Origin of the sequence: Kitasatospora sp. NPDC088391 (assembly GCF_044753345.1) — a bacterium.
Lineage (GTDB): Bacteria > Actinomycetota > Actinomycetes > Streptomycetales > Streptomycetaceae > Kitasatospora.
The window spans coordinates 266,525-283,386 of the sequence record NZ_JBIVNB010000007.1 but is presented as its reverse complement, the minus strand read 5'-3'; the positions used below and the strand labels follow the sequence as shown (position 1 = coordinate 283,386).

Annotated in this window: 15 protein-coding genes; 3 read left to right on the top strand and 12 right to left on the bottom strand. The window is 74.7% G+C overall.

The genetic code is table 11. The features are described 5' to 3' along the window. The first annotated feature begins 21 nt into the window (after window positions 1-21). Window positions 22-1,128: a barstar family protein gene (locus tag ACIQBJ_RS22535; RefSeq protein WP_400713301.1), complete on the top strand. Its 1,107-nt coding sequence runs from the start codon at window positions 22-24 to the stop codon at window positions 1,126-1,128. 30 nt (window positions 1,129-1,158) lie between these two features. Here ACIQBJ_RS22535 and ACIQBJ_RS22530 read toward each other — a convergent pair whose 3' ends face one another. The 5 genes from ACIQBJ_RS22530 to ACIQBJ_RS22510 all read right to left on the bottom strand — a co-directional run bounded on the left by ACIQBJ_RS22530 (window position 1,159) and on the right by ACIQBJ_RS22510 (window position 6,277). Then, window positions 1,159-2,229, bottom strand: coding sequence for a phosphotransferase family protein (locus ACIQBJ_RS22530; protein WP_400713298.1), 1,071 nt, complete (start codon window positions 2,227-2,229; stop codon window positions 1,159-1,161). A gap of 249 nt (window positions 2,230-2,478) precedes the next feature. After that, entirely contained in the window at window positions 2,479-2,724 is a 246-nt protein-coding gene (locus ACIQBJ_RS22525; protein WP_400713593.1) for a hypothetical protein, read from the bottom strand. Between the two features lie 164 nt (window positions 2,725-2,888). Further along, window positions 2,889-3,254 (bottom strand): WhiB family transcriptional regulator, encoded by a 366-nt coding sequence (locus ACIQBJ_RS22520; protein ID WP_400713295.1) that lies wholly within the window; start codon window positions 3,252-3,254, stop codon window positions 2,889-2,891. A gap of 170 nt (window positions 3,255-3,424) precedes the next feature. Continuing rightward, the gene (locus tag ACIQBJ_RS22515) at window positions 3,425-3,841 is read right to left on the bottom strand and encodes a hypothetical protein (protein WP_400713292.1); all 417 of its coding nucleotides are present in this window, start codon (window positions 3,839-3,841) and stop codon (window positions 3,425-3,427) included. Window positions 3,842-4,000: 159 nt separating this feature from the next. Next, a complete protein-coding gene (locus ACIQBJ_RS22510; RefSeq protein WP_400713289.1) occupies window positions 4,001-6,277 on the bottom strand; it encodes an ATP-dependent DNA helicase UvrD2 in 2,277 nt (758 codons plus the stop codon). A 169-nt stretch (window positions 6,278-6,446) separates the two neighbouring features. Here ACIQBJ_RS22510 and ACIQBJ_RS22505 point away from each other — a divergent pair, with 169 nt between their 5' ends. Next, on the top strand, window positions 6,447-6,698 hold the full coding sequence (locus ACIQBJ_RS22505) for a mycoredoxin (protein WP_400713286.1): 252 nt from the start codon (window positions 6,447-6,449) through the stop codon (window positions 6,696-6,698). Window positions 6,699-6,810: 112 nt separating this feature from the next. On the opposite strand, the gene ACIQBJ_RS22500 is transcribed toward ACIQBJ_RS22505, so the two are convergent. The 6 genes from ACIQBJ_RS22500 to ACIQBJ_RS22475 form a co-directional block, all read right to left on the bottom strand. After that, window positions 6,811-7,593, bottom strand: a complete 783-nt coding sequence (locus ACIQBJ_RS22500) for a GntR family transcriptional regulator (RefSeq protein WP_400713283.1) — start codon at window positions 7,591-7,593, stop codon at window positions 6,811-6,813. A 187-nt stretch (window positions 7,594-7,780) separates the two neighbouring features. After that, the gene (nudC, locus tag ACIQBJ_RS22495) at window positions 7,781-8,722 is read right to left on the bottom strand and encodes an NAD(+) diphosphatase (RefSeq protein WP_400713280.1); all 942 of its coding nucleotides are present in this window, start codon (window positions 8,720-8,722) and stop codon (window positions 7,781-7,783) included. A gap of 49 nt (window positions 8,723-8,771) precedes the next feature. Next, complete coding sequence (locus tag ACIQBJ_RS22490) at window positions 8,772-10,169, bottom strand: dipeptidase (protein WP_400713277.1); 1,398 nt, start codon at window positions 10,167-10,169, stop codon at window positions 8,772-8,774. A gap of 75 nt (window positions 10,170-10,244) precedes the next feature. Next, window positions 10,245-13,076 carry an FtsX-like permease family protein gene (locus ACIQBJ_RS22485; protein WP_400713274.1) on the bottom strand — a complete coding sequence of 944 codons (2,832 nt, stop codon included), beginning with the start codon at window positions 13,074-13,076 and terminating at the stop codon, window positions 10,245-10,247. Beyond that, window positions 13,073-13,837: an ABC transporter ATP-binding protein gene (locus ACIQBJ_RS22480; protein WP_400713270.1), complete on the bottom strand. Its 765-nt coding sequence runs from the start codon at window positions 13,835-13,837 to the stop codon at window positions 13,073-13,075. Before ACIQBJ_RS22480 ends, ACIQBJ_RS22485 begins: the two co-directional genes overlap by 4 nt. 16 nt (window positions 13,838-13,853) lie before the next feature. Continuing rightward, window positions 13,854-14,483 carry a PadR family transcriptional regulator gene (locus ACIQBJ_RS22475; protein ID WP_400713267.1) on the bottom strand — a complete coding sequence of 210 codons (630 nt, stop codon included), beginning with the start codon at window positions 14,481-14,483 and terminating at the stop codon, window positions 13,854-13,856. 77 nt (window positions 14,484-14,560) lie between these two features. On the opposite strand from ACIQBJ_RS22475, the gene ACIQBJ_RS22470 reads away from it, so the two are divergent. Then, the gene (locus ACIQBJ_RS22470; RefSeq protein ID WP_400713264.1) at window positions 14,561-15,469 is read left to right on the top strand and encodes an endonuclease/exonuclease/phosphatase family protein; all 909 of its coding nucleotides are present in this window, start codon (window positions 14,561-14,563) and stop codon (window positions 15,467-15,469) included. Between the two features lie 34 nt (window positions 15,470-15,503). Here ACIQBJ_RS22470 and ACIQBJ_RS22465 read toward each other — a convergent pair whose 3' ends face one another. Next, the gene (locus ACIQBJ_RS22465; protein WP_400713261.1) at window positions 15,504-16,691 is read right to left on the bottom strand and encodes a PP2C family protein-serine/threonine phosphatase; all 1,188 of its coding nucleotides are present in this window, start codon (window positions 16,689-16,691) and stop codon (window positions 15,504-15,506) included. Window positions 16,692-16,862: the final 171 nt, after the last annotated feature.

The window sequence follows — 16,862 nt, the reverse complement described above, 5'->3', positions numbered from 1 at the left end:
CGGGAAGGGGGCGGCGGCGCCATGCGGATCGAGGAGGCGGGGCACTGGGAACGCCCCTTCCCGGTGCGGTACTTGATCGTGGCCGAGGGGGACGGGGACGACGCCCCGGTGCTGCTGGGCCGGTGCGCCGCCGTCGAGGGCCTGTTCACCGACCCGGCCCCGCCCCCGCGCGAAGTCCTGGTCCTGCGCGGCTGCCCGCCGGGGGCGACGGCCGGATGGCTCGGAACGGCCTGGATCGTGGGCCGGACGGCGAGCGGCTACGAGGCCTGGTGGGATCTGGTCGACGCCGAGATCCTGTCCGTCGCGCCGAGCACCGACGATCCGGCGCTGGTCGACGTCGCGGTCGGCGGGGGCGTGCGCTCGGACGACTGGCACCGGGATGTCGACGGGCCGTTCCTCCGCTTCGAGTTGACCCTCGGACACGGCTCGCCCGTGGCTGTCGGCACGTCCGTCCCCGGGCTGGCCGCCGACCGGGACGACCCACCGGACCTGCCGGTCCGGCTGATCGGCTGCGAGCCCGCCGAACCGATGCGCGCCGCCCTGCGCAAGCGGCGCGGGAAACATCCCGGGTACACCGGGCTGTGGACGCTGGACGACACCGGCCGGGTGATGGACCGGCGGGCGATCGGCTTCGACGTCGAGTGGACCCGACCCTCCGTGCTGGGCGGGGCACTGGTCGACGTCCTGCTGCTGACCGACGCCGAACTGCTGCCGGGAGCCGCGGCCCGGCCGGTCTGGCGGCAGCGGCGGTCCGGACGGCCGGGGCGGCCCGGTGACTGGCGGGGCCTGACCGAACCCGCGAAGAAGGCTTGGCTGTCGCTGGCCCCGCAGAACACCCGGTCGTCGGAACCGGACCGCTCCGGCGGCGAGTACCACCTGGCGGGGGCCGCCGTGGAGGACCTCACCGGTCTGCACTGCGCGCTGGGCGAGGCCCTGCTCGGCCCCGGCGGCTACTACGGCTGGGGCCTGGACGCCCTCGCCGACTGCCTGGGCGGCGGCTTCGGGGTCGTTCCGCCGTTCACCCTGGTCTGGCACGACTTCGCCGCCACCGAACGGGAGTTGGCGGGCTACCCCGAGGAGGTCGCCCGGATGCTGGAGGAGCGCGGGGTGCTGGTCCGCCGGGCCTGACCCGGGTGACGGCCCGTCAGTGGCAGTCCGTCAGGGGCGGTCGGTGGGCAGCGGGGCGGTGGCGGGCCAGGCAGCGCGGGTGCGGTCGGCGAGGGTGGCGCAGAGGCGGCCGAGGATCGGCAGGGCGGTGTCCGCGTCGGCCAGCGCGGCGACCGCGCGGAGGCGGTGGGTCAGGCGGCCGCGGGCGGTGGCGGTGCCCCAGGTCCAGTCGGTGCGGGGCAGCCGGGCGAGCTGGTCGGTGATGCCGCGTTCGGCCTCGGGGACGAGGGTGTCGCCGCGCAGCAGCCAGCCGGCGCAGGCGTCGGCCAGGTCGGCGGGGGTGACGGCGTCGGTGCCGGTGAGGGAGCGCCAGGTGGTGCGGTAGGCGGCCTCGGCCTCGTCCAGCAGTTCGGCGGGCGTGCCCACGGCGGACGGGCAGAGGGGGAAGCCGGTCCGCAGGTGGGCGAGTTCGACGGCGCCGGGTCCGAGCGCGGACTGTTCGAAGTCGACGAACCGGACGCCGTCGGCGGTGTGCAGGTCGTTGCCGGGGCAGGGGTCGCCGTGCAGCAGCGAGGAGCGCGGCGGGGCGGTGGACAGGCGGCGGACCAGGGCTTCGAGTTCGGCGCGGGCGCCGGGCGGGGCGGGCACGTCGAGGCTGCGGGCCAGGGCGAGGAAGCAGCCGAGGTCCCGGCCGGTGGGCCCGGTCCAGGCGGGCAGGGCGGTGTCGGCGGGGGTGCCGGCCAGGTCGTCCAGGTCGGCGGGGGCGCTGGCGTGCAGTCCGGCCAGCGCGGCGGCGTAGCCGATCTGCCAGCCGGGGGCCGGGGCGTGGTGCTCCACCCGTTCCAGCACCAGGGTGCGGGTCTCCGGGTCGGTGCCGAGCAGCGCGGGCACCACGCGGGCGCCGCGGCGGTCGGCCCGGCCGGCCAGGGCCAGCGCGGCGGCCTCGCGGGCGAAGCGGTCGTCGGCGCCGGGGGCGTCGACCAGCTGCTTCACCACCACGCGGGTGCCGGAGAGCTCGGCCCGCCAGACCCGGGAGCGCGGGCCGCTGTCCAGGCGGCGGACCCGCCGGGGCGTGCCGAGTTCGGCGCGCAGCCGCTCGCCGAACGGGAGGGAGAACCACATGGCGGACATCCTCGCACGATCAGTTCGAACGAAGAACAGCAGTGCTACCAGGTGGAATTGGCCGGAGGCATGGCCCGCCGCGGAGCGGGCAGGCGAGACCCGGGTCGGCGGTACCCGCGGCCCCGGACCGGGCAGGCCGGGGCCGGACGCGCCGACGGCCGGCTCCCCGGGGGCGGGGAGTCGGCCGTCGGCGTTCAGGGAAAGGTCACCGGCGGGGCCTCGCGGCCGGCCGGCGGGGTGGGGCGTCCGTCACATCAGGGCGACGGCGAGGGCCTTGCGGGCGCGCATCGAGGCACGTTCGGCCCGGCGGCGCAGCTTGTCCGCGCGCAGCACCCGCAGGCCGAGGCGTTGCTCCTCGGCCTCGTGGAGGCGTTGCTGCATATGCGCGCGGGCCAGGGATTCTTGGATGAGATGCATTTCGAGGGTCCTGTTCTGGATCTGGAGTTCGCGGGTCTGCTCGGAGCGGACGGTCGGATCGATGCCGGCGGGGTTCATGTGGTGGTCCTGCTCGTGGTGCGTCGTGGGGAAGGGACGGTGGAGTGGGGCGTCGGCCTTGGCGGCCGCGGTGCGTACCGAGTCGCGCAGTGCGGTGTCCAGCGGGGGCTGCTCTCCCCTGCGGACGGCTGCGGAGCCGGTGCGGATGGTCCTGGCTGCGGGGTTCACGCCATGACCTCGGTCTTGCGCGGACGGCCACGCGGACGCTTCCGGGCGACGATGACGCCCTGGACGAAGAGCTCGCCGCCCCAGACGCCCCACGGCTCACGGCGCTCGACGGCACCGGTGAGGCAGGCGGCCTTGACGGGGCAGGTGCCACACAGCGACTTGGCGTACTCGACATCGGCCGGGGTCTCCGCGAAGAAGACCTCCGGGTCGAAGGCCCGGCACGGGATGGGGAGCCCGAGCGAGTCAGCCTCGTCGATGGCGGTGAGCTGCATGAGTGTTACCTCCGGGGGGTGGGCCTGGTCGGCCTTGGTCTTGTCGGTCGGTACGGACGGGAGGGGCGGCGGTGTGATGACCGTGGACACTGTGGCGTCTTCCTCGTCTTCGATGTGGTTCCGGCCGTCCCGTTGTTCGGGCTCGGTCGGAGGCCCCGTGGGGCCTGGGTGGGTCGTGCGTACCGGACAAAACAGAAGGGCCGCGGAACCCGGTTACTGGGTTTCCGCGGCCCTGGAGGCACCGCCCGTGACTGGTTCAGTCAGGGTCGTTCGCTCCAGGGTCCAGGCCCGCGGAAAGCCTGCATCCGGCCTGCCTCGGCGCCGTGGACGGCTGCTTCGGCCAGGGGGTTCTGCTGGTCCTGCTGGTTCGTTCCGGCGCCGACGGCGGCCGCATAGCGCCCATGGAGGGCTTCTGCCGCTACTGCCTTCGGCGCCTGGGTCGGTCGCTCGTCGGACAGCGAAATGCCATCGACAAACGTGGCCCAGTCACGGGACAGACCTGCCTCGACAGGGGTGCCGCCAGCATTGCCCAGAACACTGACAAGGCAGTGCTTGGAAAGCGGGGCTCCGGCGTTGCCGCCGGCCACGTCGAGACCCAGACCCGACACGCTGACGCGCGGGGGCATGGCGAGGGTGGTCATCATTCCGGTCACTTTGGTGATCATCTGGTTCTCCACTGAACTCGCCTCCTCTCGGCGTCTCGCGGTGCCCGGTCGCCCGGGTTCCGGTATCTGATTGATGGTCGGCGCACGCAGAAACAAGCCCTCTGCGAGCTTTGCGGCCTCGTCCCCTTGACCGCTCCGGCAGGCTATTGCGCCGTACACGCGGCGCGCAAACTATTTTTCCGGCGAGTTCTCAGCCGTGTTCCCGGCCTCGTCCTCGGGCGAGGCGTGCTCCGGTGACCCGGCGGTCTCCCGCAGGTCTTCCGGACTCTCCCCCGCACACAACAAGAGCACGTCGGAGCCGTACTTGTCCAGCTTCATGGCGCCCACTCCGGAGATCCGGGAGAGCTCCGCGAGGCTGGCCGGGACGTCCTCCGCGATGGCCGTCAGGGTCGCGTCGGTGAACACCACGTAGGCCGGGGCACCCTGCTCCTTGGCCTTGGTCGAGCGCCACTCGCGGAGCCGCTCGTACAGCGCCTCGTCCATCGTGGACGGGCAGCCCTCGCAGCGGCGCAGCTTGCGCTCGACGGCGTCGGTCAGGGTCCGGTCGCAGACCCGGCACTTGACCGGGCCGCGCGCCCGGCGCGCGGCGGAGCGCTCCGCGCCGGGCTCGACGCCGCCGCGCCCGCCCCGGGTGCGCGGCCCGGCGGCGGTGGAGCCGGGGCGCAGGCCGTCCAGGAAGCGGGTCGGCTTGCGGGAGGCCCGGCCGCCCGGGGAGCGGGAGAGCGACCAGGAGAGGGTGAGGAAGCGGCGGGCCCGGGTGACGCCGACGTAGAGCAGCCGGCGCTCCTCCTCGACCTGCTCGTCGGTCTTGGCGTAGATGATCGGCAGCGTGCCCTCGCTGAGGCCGACCAGGAACACCGCGTCCCACTCCAGGCCCTTGGCGGCGTGCAGCGAGGCGAGCGTGACGCCCTCGACGGCGGGGGCGTGCTGGGCGGCGGCCCGGGCGTCCAACTCCGCGACGTAGGCGGCGAGGTCGGCCCGCTCGCCGGCCGCGGTGCGGGCGGTCTCGAACTCCTCGGCGAGCCGGACCAGCGCGTTCAGCGACTCCCAGCGCTCGCGGACGGCGCCGGAGCCGGCCGGGGCCTGGGCGGAGTGGCCGCGGGTGGCGAGCACCGCGGCGACCTGGGCGGCCAGGTCGGGGGCGCCGGCCGTCAGCGGGTCGTCGGCGGCCCGGGCGGCGCCCTTGAGCAGGACGCCGGCCTCGCGGACCTCGGGGCGCTCGAAGAACCGCTCGGCACCCTTGAGCTGGTAGGAGATGCCGAGGTCGGCGAGGGCCTGCTCGTACACCTCGGACTGGCCGTTGGTGCGGAACAGCACGGCGATCTCGCTGGCCCGGACGCCGGTGCCGAGCAGGTCGCGGATCAGCCGGGCGGTGGACTCGGCCTCGGTGGGCTCGTCCTGGTACTCGCGGTAGACCGGCTCGGGGCCGGCCTCGCGCTGCGAGACCAGCTCCAGCCGGTGCTGGGCGGCCTGGCCGCGGGCCTGCGAGAGCAGGCCGTTGGCGAGGTGCACCACCTGCGGGGTGGAGCGGTAGTCGCGCACCAGCTTGACCACGGTGGCGCCGGGGTGCCGGTGCCGGAAGTTCAGCAGGTGGTCGGGGGTGGCGCCGGTGAAGGAGTAGATGGTCTGGCTGGCGTCGCCGACCACGCAGAGGCTGGCGCCGCCGTCGCTGCCCGTCCACTGCTCCAGCAGGCGCTGCTGGAGCGGGGAGACGTCCTGGTACTCGTCGACGGTGAAGTGCCGGTACTGGGCGCGGACCCGGTCGGCGATCTCCGGCCGGTCCTCCAGGATGGCGGCGGTGAGCAGCAGCACGTCCTCGAAGTCGATCAGGCCGCGGCTGCGCTTGGCCTCCTCGTAGGCGGCGTAGACCCGGGCGATCTCGGCCGGGTCGCGCGGGGCCTCGCGGGCGGACTTGGCGACGGCGGCCGGGTAGTCGTCGGGGACGATCTGGCTGACCTTGGCCCACTCCACCTCGGCCGTCAGGTCGCGCAGTTCGGTGCGCTGGACCCGCAGGCCGCTGCGGCCGGCCGCCTCGGCGACCAGCTGGACCTTGCGCTCCAGCAGCCGGGGCAGCTCGCCGCCGACCGCGCGCGGCCAGAAGTACTGGAGCTGGCGCAGCGCGGCGGAGTGGAAGGTGCGGGCCTGCACGCCGTCCGCGCCGAGCTGGCGGAGCCGGCCGCGCATCTCGCCGGCCGCGCGGGCGGTGAACGTGACGGCGAGCACCTGGGCGGGCTGGTAGACGCCGCTGCGGACGCCGTAGGCGATCCGGTGCGTGATGGCGCGGGTCTTGCCGGTGCCGGCGCCGGCCAGCACGCAGACCGGGCCGTGCAGGGCGGTGGCGACGGCGCGCTGCTCGGGGTCGAGGCCGGCCAGTACCGCGTCCGCCCCGGTCGGGGCGGGGCCGAACTGCGCGTGCGGGTCGTCGAACCCGAGGAGGTCTTCCTGCATGTCCCCCATCCTCGCAGGCGGGCCGGACAGTTCGGACGGTGTTGTCCACAGGGTGGCAAAGATGATCGGATCACCGCACCGCGCCCGTTCCGGAATGGGTGCGGGCCGCCGGGCGTTGCACCGTGCGGCTGACCGCCCACCGTCCGTCGACCCGAAGGAGTCCCTCGCCATGTCCGGCACCGTCACGATGTACAGCACGACCTGGTGCGGCTACTGCAACCGCCTCAAGAGCCAGCTGGACCGCGAGGGCATCGCCTACAGCGAGATCAACATCGAGCAGGACCCGGCCTCGGCGTCCTACGTGGAGTCGGTGAACGGCGGCAACCAGACGGTGCCGACGGTCGTGGTGGTCTCCGCCGCGGGCGAGCAGAGCGTGATGACCAACCCGAGCCTGCGCCAGGTCCAGGCCGCGCTGGTCTGACCGGCCGTCCATTCGCTTTTCCCGGGCCCGCTCCGCTTTTCCGTGAATTCCCGCGCATTCCCGCGCATTCCCGATCGCCACTGATCGATTTCCGCCCGCCCCGCCCCCCGGTTCAGCCGGCGGCGGCCGCGCCCTCGCCGAGTTCGAACAGCAGCCGGGCCCGGTCGGCGGCGTAGCGGGTCTCGACCACCCGGATCGGGCCGCGGCCGTCCCGGGTGACCCGGGTGTTGACCAGCAGCGGGACGCCCGCGCCGAGGCCGAACCAGGCGGCCTCGGCGGGGCCGGGCATCCGGGCGGTCAGGTGGTCGGTGGCGGAGGTCTCGGCGCGGCCCAGCGCGGCCAGTATCCGCTCGTCGCCGCCGGGCACCGGCTCGTCGTCCATCAGGGCGGTGCCGGCGGCCAGGCCGGCCCGGTAGTGGCTCTCCTCGATCGCGTAGGGCTCCTGGTCGACCCGGCAGAGCTGACGGCGGATCATGACGGTCTCCTCGGGCCGCAGTCCGAGCCAGTCGGCGACGTCCCGCCGGGCCAGCACGGCGGCGACCTCGAAGTCCACGGTCAGGGTGCGGCCGGCCTCCCGGGCCTCGTCCACGTAGGTGGTGCCGCTGGGCACCATCGGGCCGCGGCGGGCCGGGCGGACGTAGGCCCGGTGGTCGTGCCGGGCGCGCTGGCGCAGGTAGGTGCCCTTGCCCTGGATGCGGAGCACCCGACCCTCGTTGACCAGGACGTCGACGGCCAGCCGGACGGTGTTGCGGGCGACCGCGTACTGCTCCTCCAGTTCGTTCTCGACCGGGAGCCGGCCGCCGTCCTTCCACTCGCCGGAGTCGATGCGGCGGCGCAGGTCGGCGGCCAGCCGCTGGTACTTGGGCGGGGAGGCGGTGCCGCGGAGGATCGTCACGCGAGTGAATGTAGTCAGTGGGCTCGCGCGGTTTCAGCGGAATGCGGCAACCCCGGCCGGTTTCGGGGCGCGGGAAACCCCGGGGGAACGCTCCGGGTGCGGTCGACCCTTTCCGGCGGACGCACCACCGGGGCGCGCGGCATGGACCACGCGCCCCGACGGTGCTCCGTTCACCGGCGGGCGGGCGTCACCAGCGGGCCGCGGACGGCAGCGGTTCGCCGTACCAGAGCTCGACCAGGTGGCGGGCGATCGAGATCCCGGACGGCGGGACGATCTCACCGGCCGCCATCCCGGCCCGCAGTTCCTCCCGGCTGAACCAGCGGGCCTCGGACAGCTCCTCGCCGTCCACGGTGATGCCGGTGCCGTCCGGGTGGGCCCGGCCGACGAAGCCGAGCATCAGGCTGGACGGGAACGGCCAGGGCTGGCTGGCCACGTACTCCACCTCGGCGACCCGGACCCCGGCCTCCTCCAGCACCTCGCGGACCACCGTCTGCTCGATGGACTCGCCGGGCTCCACGAACCCGGCCAGGGTGGACCAGCGGCCCTCCGGCCAGAGCGCCTGGCGGCCCAGCAGGCAGCGGTCCTCGGTGTCGGTGATCAGCATGATCACCGCCGGGTCGGTGCGCGGGTAGTGCTCGGCGGCGCAGGAGGTGCAGCGCCGCAGGTGGCCGGCCCCGGCCTTCTCGGTGGGGTGGCCGCAGCGGGAGCAGAAGGAGTGCAGGCGGTGCCAGTGCTCCAGGGCGACGGCGTGCACCAGCAGGCCGGAGTCCCGGTCCGAGAGGGTGCCGCCGACCTCGCGCAGCCCGGCCGGGCGGGCGTCGCCGTCCAGTCGGCCGGGCAGCGACTCGCAGTCCAGCGCGAAGTAGTGGACGCCGTCCTCGTCGGTGCCCAGGAAGTACCGCGAGCCGGTCTCCGGGGCCTCGAAGGAGGGCAGCAGCACCAGTTCGCTGCCCCGCTCGGTGTCCACCACGAACGCCTCGCCGCCGGCGATCGGCAGCACCTTGGTGGTGGGGTGGCTCCAGGCCGCGGCCAGCCACGGCTCGTCCAGCCGGCGGTGCGCCGCCCGGTCCACCCCGGCGCGGGCCAGTGCGAGGTGCTTGGTGTCGGGTGCGCTGCTCAACTCGTCCATCCCCGTTCGCTTCGGTACGTCAGGCAGGGCATCGGTTCGGGGTCCGCGGTCACGGCCGGAAGTTCTCGGCCAGGTCGCCCCACAGGTACGCGGAGGTCTCGACGCCCTTGCGCAGCAGGTCGAGCTCCACCTTCTCGTTGATCGAGTGCCAGCCGTCCGAGGGCACCGAGATCCCGAGGAACAGCACCGGCGCGCCCAGCACGTCCTGCAGGTCGGCGGCGGGGCCGGAGCCGCCCTCCCGGGTGAACAGGATCTTCTGCTCGAAGGCGCGGCCCATCGCCCGGACGGTGGCCTGCAGGGCGGGGTGATCCAGCGGGGTCAGGCAGGGGCGGGTCGCGCCGGGGAAGACGATCTCGTACCGGATGCCCTCCGGGACCTGCGCGGAAACCCAGGCGGCGACGGACTCGCGGACCTTCTCCACCTCCATGCCGGCCACCAGCCGGAAGGACAGCTTGAGGTGCGCCTCGGCCGGGACGATGGTCTTGCCGCCGGGGCCGGTGTAGCCGCCCCAGATGCCGTTGACCTCGGCGGTCGGGCGGGCCCAGACCCGCTCCAGGGTGGAGTAGCCGGCCTCGCCCTGGGTGCCGTACGACTTGGCGACCTTCAGCCACTGCGCCTCGTCGAAGGGCAGTTCGGCGAACAGCGTCCGCTCCTCGTCGGTGAGTTCGACGACGTCGTCGTAGAAGCCGGGGACCGCGACCCGCCGGTCGGCGTCGTGCAGGCCGGCCACCAGGGCGGCGGCCACGTCGGCCGGGTTGGGGACGGCCCCGCCGAAGGAGCCGGAGTGGATGTCGTTGTCCGGGCCGTACAGGTCGATCTGGCAGTCCGCCAGGCCGCGCATGCCGGTGCACACGGTCGGGGTGGTCTCGGACCACATGCCGGTGTCGGAGATGATCACCACGTCGGCGGCCAGCCGCTCGGCCTCGCGGCGGACCAGGGCGGTGAAGTTCGGCGAGCCGGACTCCTCCTCGCCCTCGACCAGCAGCTTGAGGTTGACGGCGGGGGCGGTGCGGCCGGTGGCGGCCAGGTGGGCCCGGACGCCGAGGGTGTGGAAGAGGACCTGGCCCTTGTCGTCGGCGGCGCCGCGGGCGTACAGCCGGCGGCCGACCACGGTGGGCTCGAACGGCTCGGTGTCCCAGCCGTCGGCCTTGGCGGCGGGCTGCACGTCGTGGTGGCCGTAGACCAGCACGGTGGGCGCGCCCTCCTCGCCGGACGGCCACTCGGCGAACACCGCGGGCAGTCCGTCCGTCTCCCACACCTCGGCGACCGGGAAGCCGGTCGCGCGCAGCTTGTCGGCCAGCCACTCGGCGGAGCGGCGGACCTCCCCCGCCCGGCCGGGGTCGGCGGAGACGGAGGGGATGCGCAGCCAGTCGGCGAGGTCGGACAGGAAGGCGTCCTCGTGCCGGTCGATGTAGGAGCGGACGGCGCTGTCCGGGGTTTTCGTCATACGGACGACTTTAGTTCGCCCGGACGGGTCCGTGCCCACGGCCTCCCCCTGCCGTGAGCACGGTCACCCCGTCCGTCAGGCGGCCCGGCGGCCGAGCGTGATCCGGGACCGGGTGAGCAGCGCGGCCAGCAGCACCGCGACGGCGGGCAGGCCGACCACCATCAGGCCGAGCTCGCCCCACGGGATCGCGATCACCGGGTCGACCTTCTCCGGCTCGACGGTGCCCGGGCCGACGTAGGTCTGCCGGTTGGCGGCCTGCAGCACCCGCAGGGCGATCGACGGGACGGCGCCGCAGAGCAGGCCGAGCACCGCGCCCATGGCGGCGATCACGCCGCACTGGAAGCCGGACAGCCGGCGCCGGATGCCGCCGCCCGCGCCGACCGCGGCGAGGGTGGCGAGGTCCTGCTGGGAGTCGGCGGCGGCCAGGCCGGTGGCGATGCCGGCCGCGCCGAGGGCCACCAGGGCGGCGAACGCGGTCAGGCCGATGGTGACCAGGTCGGTCTCCGGCCGGAAGCCGCGTTCGACCTCGAGCATCGCGTTGTCGTCGAGCTTGGCGAGCGAGCCGGTGGCCTTCTGGACCGCCTTGTCGGAGGGTTCCGCGGCGGGGAGCCAGAGCGAGCCGTCGATGCGGCTGCCGAGCCCGGCCCGCTCGGCGCCCTGCTTGCCGATCAGGGCGACGCCGTACGGCGTCGGGGAGTCGACCTGGACGGCGTCGACACTGATCTGGGTGGTCTTCGGCCGGTAGTTGTTCTCGGCCGCCGCGGCCTTGTCGTCGTAGGGCCCGGTGACCTCCAGGAGGACCTTGCCGTCGACCACGTAGTCCGGCCGGAACACCAGGGCCTTGCCCGCGGCCAGGGCCTGTTCGGCCTTCTGGTCGTGCAGACCGAACAGGGTGTGCAGCAGTGCGGCGTCGCCGACCACGGTGGTGCCGAAGACGCTCGGCAGGAAGTTCTGCTGGTCGGCGCGGGCCGCGCAGCGCGGGTCGTTGTGCGCCTTCTCGAACTCCTCGGGCGTGCGGGCCAGGTCGGCGGGGCAGCGCTTGGCCTCCGGCAGCACCGCCTGGACGTAGCCGCACCGGAAGCCGGAGTCGCAGCCGCCCGTCGGGGTGAGGCTGCCGACGTCGGCCCGTTCGCCGAGGTTCGGGATGGCCCCCTCGACGGCGTCGCGCATCACCGGCAGCCGGTCCCGGTCCGTGTTCGGGCCCCAGCCGGCGTACAGCGTCACGGTGTTGGCCGGTCCCTGCGGCCGGTAGTGCTGACGGGACTCCTCGGTGGAGCTGGTGGTGTAGATGCCGACCGCGACGGCGCCGGCCACCGCGGCCATCACGGCGGCGACGGCGGGGGCGGTGCGGCCGCGGTGCCGGACCGAGTCGCGCAGGGCGAGCCGGGGGCTGAGCGGCAGGAAGCGGCCGAGCCGGCCGAACAGGCCGATCAGCATCGGGGTGCAGAGCAGCATGCCGATCTCGGCGAGCACCGAGCCGCCGAGCAGGCCGGGGATGACGGCGGTGTTGGAGGCGGCGCAGAACATCGCCAGCGCGGTGCCGCCGATCACCAGGACGGCGCCGATCACGGCGCCGACCCGGCTGGCGGGCTTGATGCCGCCGCGGCCGGTGAGGGCGACGACGACGTCCTGCCGGGCGGCCTGGAGGGCGGGCACCACGGCCGCGAGCAGGCCGGTGACCAGGCCGACCAGGACGATCGCCAGCAGGTCGAGCGGCTGGAGGTCGAAGTGGCCGAAGCGGCGTCCGGCGAGCTCCTCGGCGTCGGCGCGGAACACCAGGACCAGGACGACCGCCAGGGCCAGGCCGGTCAGCGCGCCGGCCAGACCGAGCACCGCGCCGCCGCCGAGCACCACGGCCCGGATGTGGCCGCGGTCGCCGCCGCCGGCCGCGAGCAGGCCGAGCTGGCGACGCGAGCGGCGGGCGCCGACCGCGAACGCCGGTCCGGCGAGCAGCACGATCTCCAGCAGCGCCATGCCGGCCACCACGGCGGCGACCGCCAGGGCGACCTTGTTCGGCGAGCCGTCGCCGTACTGGGGCTCCTGGTAGAGCGGCACGTCGGCACGGGCCGGCGGGTGCAGCAGGACGGCCCTGGCGGCCACCTTGAAGCCGTACTTGTTGAGTTCGAGGACCTTGGGCCAGTCCAGCACCGTCCCGGCGGGCAGTTTCACCAGCCAGACGCCCTGGCGGCCGGCCGAGTCGGACCGGTCGGCGGAGACCTCGTTCAGCGGGGCGACCAGCGCGCCGGGGCGGCCGACCAGGGTGGTGTTCTTGAGCCCGTCGGGGTACTCGGCGACGGCCGTGATGGTGTACGGCCTGCTCTCCAGGCCGCGCAGCGCGGTGGCGTCGCCGAGCCGCAGCCCGGACTGGTCCAGGAACGCCTGGGTGGCGGCGATCTCGTTCGGCTTGGCGGGGAGGACGCCGCGGACCACGTCGATCAGGCCGCGCCAGACCGGGTCGCCGAGGTCGGCCTCGGTGGTCTGCACCGTCATCCGGCCGTCCTTGGTGCTGGCCGTGGTGCGCGGGCCGGACTCCACCGGGACCAGGGCCGAGCCGGGCAGCAGTTCGGTGACGAGCTTCGCCGGGTCGGCGTCGGCGCTGCGCTGCTGCTCGGCGGTGCGCGCCTGGCCGGGGGCCGGGCTCTTCTCCCGGGTGTCCTCGTCGGGGTCCGGCGCCTGGACGACGGTGCCGCCCGGAACGTACATCTCGATCCGGGCGTCGGCGGTGCCCATGGTCCGGGCGACCCGCTCCTCCGGTTCCAGTTGGGCGCTGCGGGCCACCACGTCCACGCCGACCACGCCGAGCACCGGCAGGGCGATCATGGCCAGCACCAGGGCGCTGCGGCCCTTGGCGCGCAGGGCGTCGCGGCGGGCGATCCGGAGGGTGGCGCGCCAGGCGCTCGCCCTCACTGGTCGTCGCCCTTCCGGGCGTTGGCGGCGGCGGTGACCAGCAGGCTGCCGGCGTCCTGGCGGGCGGTCTCGTCGACCAGCAGGCCGTCGCGCAGGAAGACCACGCGGTCGGCCCAGGCGGCGTGCCGGGCCTCGTGGGTGACCATCATGGCGGCGGCGCCGGCGTCGCAGCGGGCCCGCAGGACGGCGAGCACGGACTCGCCGGTGGTGGAGTCGAGGGCGCCGGTGGGCTCGTCGGCGAGGACCAGGCGGCGCTCGCCGATCAGGGCCCGGGCGATGGCGACGCGCTGCTGCTGGCCGCCCGACATGTCGTCGGGGAAGCGGTCGGCGAGTTCGCCGATGCCGAGCTCCTCCAGGGCGGCGAGCGCCTCCCGGCGGGCGGACCGGGCGGACCGGCCGTCCAGTTCGAGGGGCAGCGAGATGTTCTCGGCGGCGGTGAGCGCGGGTATCAGGTTGTAGTCCTGGAAGACGTAGCCGACGGCGCGGCGGCGGACGGCGGCGAGCTGCTTGCGGCCGAGTTCGCCGAGGACGACGCCCTCGACCACGACCCGGCCGTCGGTGGGGCTGTCCAGGCCGCCGGCCAGGGTCAGCAGGGTGGACTTGCCGGAGCCGGAGGGGCCCATCACGGCCACCAGTTCGCCCGGGTACACCCTGAGGTCGACGGCGCGCAGCGCCTTGACCTCGGACGCGCCGTGGCCGTGCACCCGGCTCACCCGGTCGAGGTGCAGGACGGGCTCGGCCGGCTTCAGTTGTTCGGTCATCGCTCCCCCAGGAGTCTCAGAGTCGGCCGCGCGCGCGGCCCTTGACGACGCGCCGGGCGGGTGGCGCGTCGGCGGGTGCGGCGGGCTCGGCCGCCGCCAGGCGCTCGGCGTGCCGGCCGAGCCGGGCTTCGCAGTGGTCCAGCCAGCGGATCTCCGCCTCGGTCTGGAAGATCAGCTGCTCCAGCACCAGCAGCCAGGCCAGGTCGTTGCTCGACCCGCCGTCCGGGTCGCTGTCCGCGGCCAGGGCGCGGCCCTTGAGCCGGGTGTAGTCCTGGAGCGCCTTCATGCTGTGCCGGCGCTGTCCCTGGACGACCGCGGCGACGTCCACCCCCGGGACGGTCACCGCCATCGCCAGCTTGATCGCCAGCTCGTCGCGGGGCGGGCTGGTGCGCGGCACCGGGCTGTCGAACCAGCGGCGCAGTTCCGCGCGTCCTTCCTCGGTGACGGCGTAGAACTGGTGCCCCTCGTCGTCCTCCCCGGCGGACTCCACCAGGCCGTCCCGCTCCAGGCGGCCCAGCGTGGTGTAGACCTGCCCGACGTTCAGCGGCCAGGTGGACCCGGTGCGGGCCTCGAACTCGGTTCTCAGCTGGTAGCCGTAGCGCGGGCCCTGGTCGAGCAGGGCGAGCAGGCCGTGACGGATCGACATACCGAGTATGTATACCCGGTATGGTGCCCGTGCTCAAGCCGCCCCCCGGTTCACGAAGGCCCGGTACGGTCGACGGCGTGACCACACTGCGGATCGCCACGTACAACCTGCTGCACGGCCAACCGCTCGCCGCCGACGGCAGCCCCGCGCCCTATCCCGCCGACCCGGGCGCCCCGCTGGCCGCGGCCGTCGCCGGGCTGGACGCCGACGTGCTCGCCCTCCAGGAGGTCGACCGGTACCAGGAGCGCTCCGGCCGCACCGACCAGGCGGCCGTCGCCGCGAAGGCGCTGGGCGCGGCGGACTGGCGCTTCGCCGCCGCCCTGCACGGCGTCCCCGCCCCCTCCGCGGGCTGGATCACCGACCCGGGGCAGCCCGGCCTCGCCGTGTACGGGCCCGACGACCTCGCCGACGACTCCGGGCCGGCGTACGGCACCGCCCTGCTCACCCGCCTCCCGGTGCTGCACTGGCGGGCCCGCCGCTTCGCCCCCGCCCCGTTCGGCCTCCCGCTGCGGGTGGCCGGGCGGCGCGGGCTGACGCCCGTCCCGGACGAGCCGCGGGCGGCGCTGGCCGCGGTGCTGGCCGGGCCGGGCGGGGAGTTCACGGTGGTGGCCGCGCACCTGTCGTTCGTGCCGGGGTGGAACGTCGCGCAGCTCGCCGCGATCCGGCGCTGGATCGCCGACCTGCCGCAGCCCTACCTGGTGCTCGGCGACTTCAACCTGATCGGGGCCGTCCCGCGGACCGTGCTGGGCTCCGCGCACGCGATCCAGCGCACCGCCCGGCGCGAGCGCGTCCGCACGGCCCGCCGCACCCGCCTCCAGGGCTGGTACGACCTGGCCCGCACCCCCACCTACCCCTCGCACCGGCCCACCGTGCAGTTCGACCACATCCTGGGCATCGGCGTCCCCCGCAACACCGTCGGCTCGGTCGCCGCCCCGCGCACGGGGGTGTCCGACCACCGGCCCCTGGTCGTCGACATCGAGGTGTGAGACCGGGAGGCGTGAGACCGGGGGCCGCCGGGGACTAGGAGCGCTTCGCCGCCTCGGTCGGGTGCGGCGCCTGCGGCGGGACGGCGACCGGGTCGAACTGGAGCAGCAGCATGGCCGCGTCGTCGCCCAGCTTGTGGCCGACGTGGCGGACCACGTCGTCGTGGAGGCGGCGCAGGACGTCGACGGGGCCGCCGTCGGCGAGGTGCGGGAGGCGGTCGGCGAGGGGGTAGAACGCGCCGCGGTGGTCGCGGGCCTCGATGACGCCGTCGGTGTAGAGCAGGATGCGGTCGCCGGGCGCGGCCTCGACGAGTTGGAGCGGCGGGCAGACGTCCGCGGGGTCGAGGACGCCGAGCGGGGGGACGGTCTCGTCGGCGGCGAGCAGGACGGGCGGCTCCTCGCCGCGGAGCAGGACCGGCGCGGGGTGGCCGCAGTTGGCGATCTCCAGCACGCCGTCGGGGCGGACGCCGATCAGCACGAGGGTGACGAACTCCTCGTCGACGCCGGGGTGTTCGTTCTCGTGCAGGGCCCGGTCGAGGCTGACGGCGAGCCAGCCGGCCACCCGGTCGAGGGCGGGCTCCTGGTGGGCGGCCTCGCGGAACGCGCCGAGGACGGCCGCGGCGGTCTCGACGGCGGCCAGGCCCTTGCCGCGGACGTCGCCGACGACGGCGCGGACGCCGTGCCGGGTGTTGACCACCTCGTACAGGTCGCCGCCGATCGAGGCGTGCGCGGCGGCGGCGGCGTAGCGGACGGCGACGCGGACCTGGCCGACCCGGTCGGGGACCGGGCGGAGCAGGACCCGGCGGGCGATCTCGGCGACCAGCTGGGCCTCGGCGAGGGCGTGCTCCTGGCGGAGCCGCAGGGTGGCGCTGAGGTGGCCGATGCCGGCGATCAGGACGATCGCGGCGACGGTGGCGGTGTGCACGGACTGGCCGAGCACGTCGTTGTACCAGGCCATGCCGAAGGCGCAGAGTTCGGCGAGGGCGCCGACCAGCAGCGGGTACCAGGTGCGCCGGGAGACCACCGCGGCGAGGGCGGGGACGGCGGTCAGGGCGGGTTCGACGGTGACCTGGCTGTTGGTCAGCAGGTCGAGGGAGACGATCAGGGCCATGCCGACCAGCGGCAGGGCGTGCGAGGTCTTCGGCCAGGTGCCGGTCACGGTGTTGGAGGTCGGCCCCGGGGTGGGGCCGTGGAGGACGTCCCTGATCCATCCGGTCGCGCTCAACGTCGGTCTCTCCAGCGGAAGGTGCGGGTGCTGCTCGGCACCTGCGGGTCTGACGGGAGGTCAGGGGTGCGGGCCCTGACGGCGGCCGGAGTACGGGGGATGACCGGTTACCGACCCCACAATAGGCACGAAACGTGCAGGGCGCACAGGTTTCGCATGATCTCGTGACGA

What these genes read in the sequence shown, in the direction of transcription:
- ACIQBJ_RS22535 (WP_400713301.1), top strand. Translation starts at nt 22, where the DNA reads ATGCGGATCGAGGAGGCGGGGCACTGGGAACGCCCCTTCCCGGTGCGG.
- ACIQBJ_RS22530 (WP_400713298.1), bottom strand. Translation starts at nt 2,229, where the DNA reads ATGTGGTTCTCCCTCCCGTTCGGCGAGCGGCTGCGCGCCGAACTCGGC.
- ACIQBJ_RS22525 (WP_400713593.1), bottom strand. Translation starts at nt 2,724, where the DNA reads ATGAACCCCGCCGGCATCGATCCGACCGTCCGCTCCGAGCAGACCCGC.
- ACIQBJ_RS22510 (WP_400713289.1), bottom strand. Translation starts at nt 6,277, where the DNA reads ATGCAGGAAGACCTCCTCGGGTTCGACGACCCGCACGCGCAGTTCGGC.
- ACIQBJ_RS22505 (WP_400713286.1), top strand. Translation starts at nt 6,447, where the DNA reads ATGTCCGGCACCGTCACGATGTACAGCACGACCTGGTGCGGCTACTGC.
- nudC (WP_400713280.1), bottom strand. Translation starts at nt 8,722, where the DNA reads ATGGACGAGTTGAGCAGCGCACCCGACACCAAGCACCTCGCACTGGCC.
- ACIQBJ_RS22490 (WP_400713277.1), bottom strand. Translation starts at nt 10,169, where the DNA reads ATGACGAAAACCCCGGACAGCGCCGTCCGCTCCTACATCGACCGGCAC.
- ACIQBJ_RS22480 (WP_400713270.1), bottom strand. Translation starts at nt 13,837, where the DNA reads ATGACCGAACAACTGAAGCCGGCCGAGCCCGTCCTGCACCTCGACCGG.
- ACIQBJ_RS22475 (WP_400713267.1), bottom strand. Translation starts at nt 14,483, where the DNA reads ATGTCGATCCGTCACGGCCTGCTCGCCCTGCTCGACCAGGGCCCGCGC.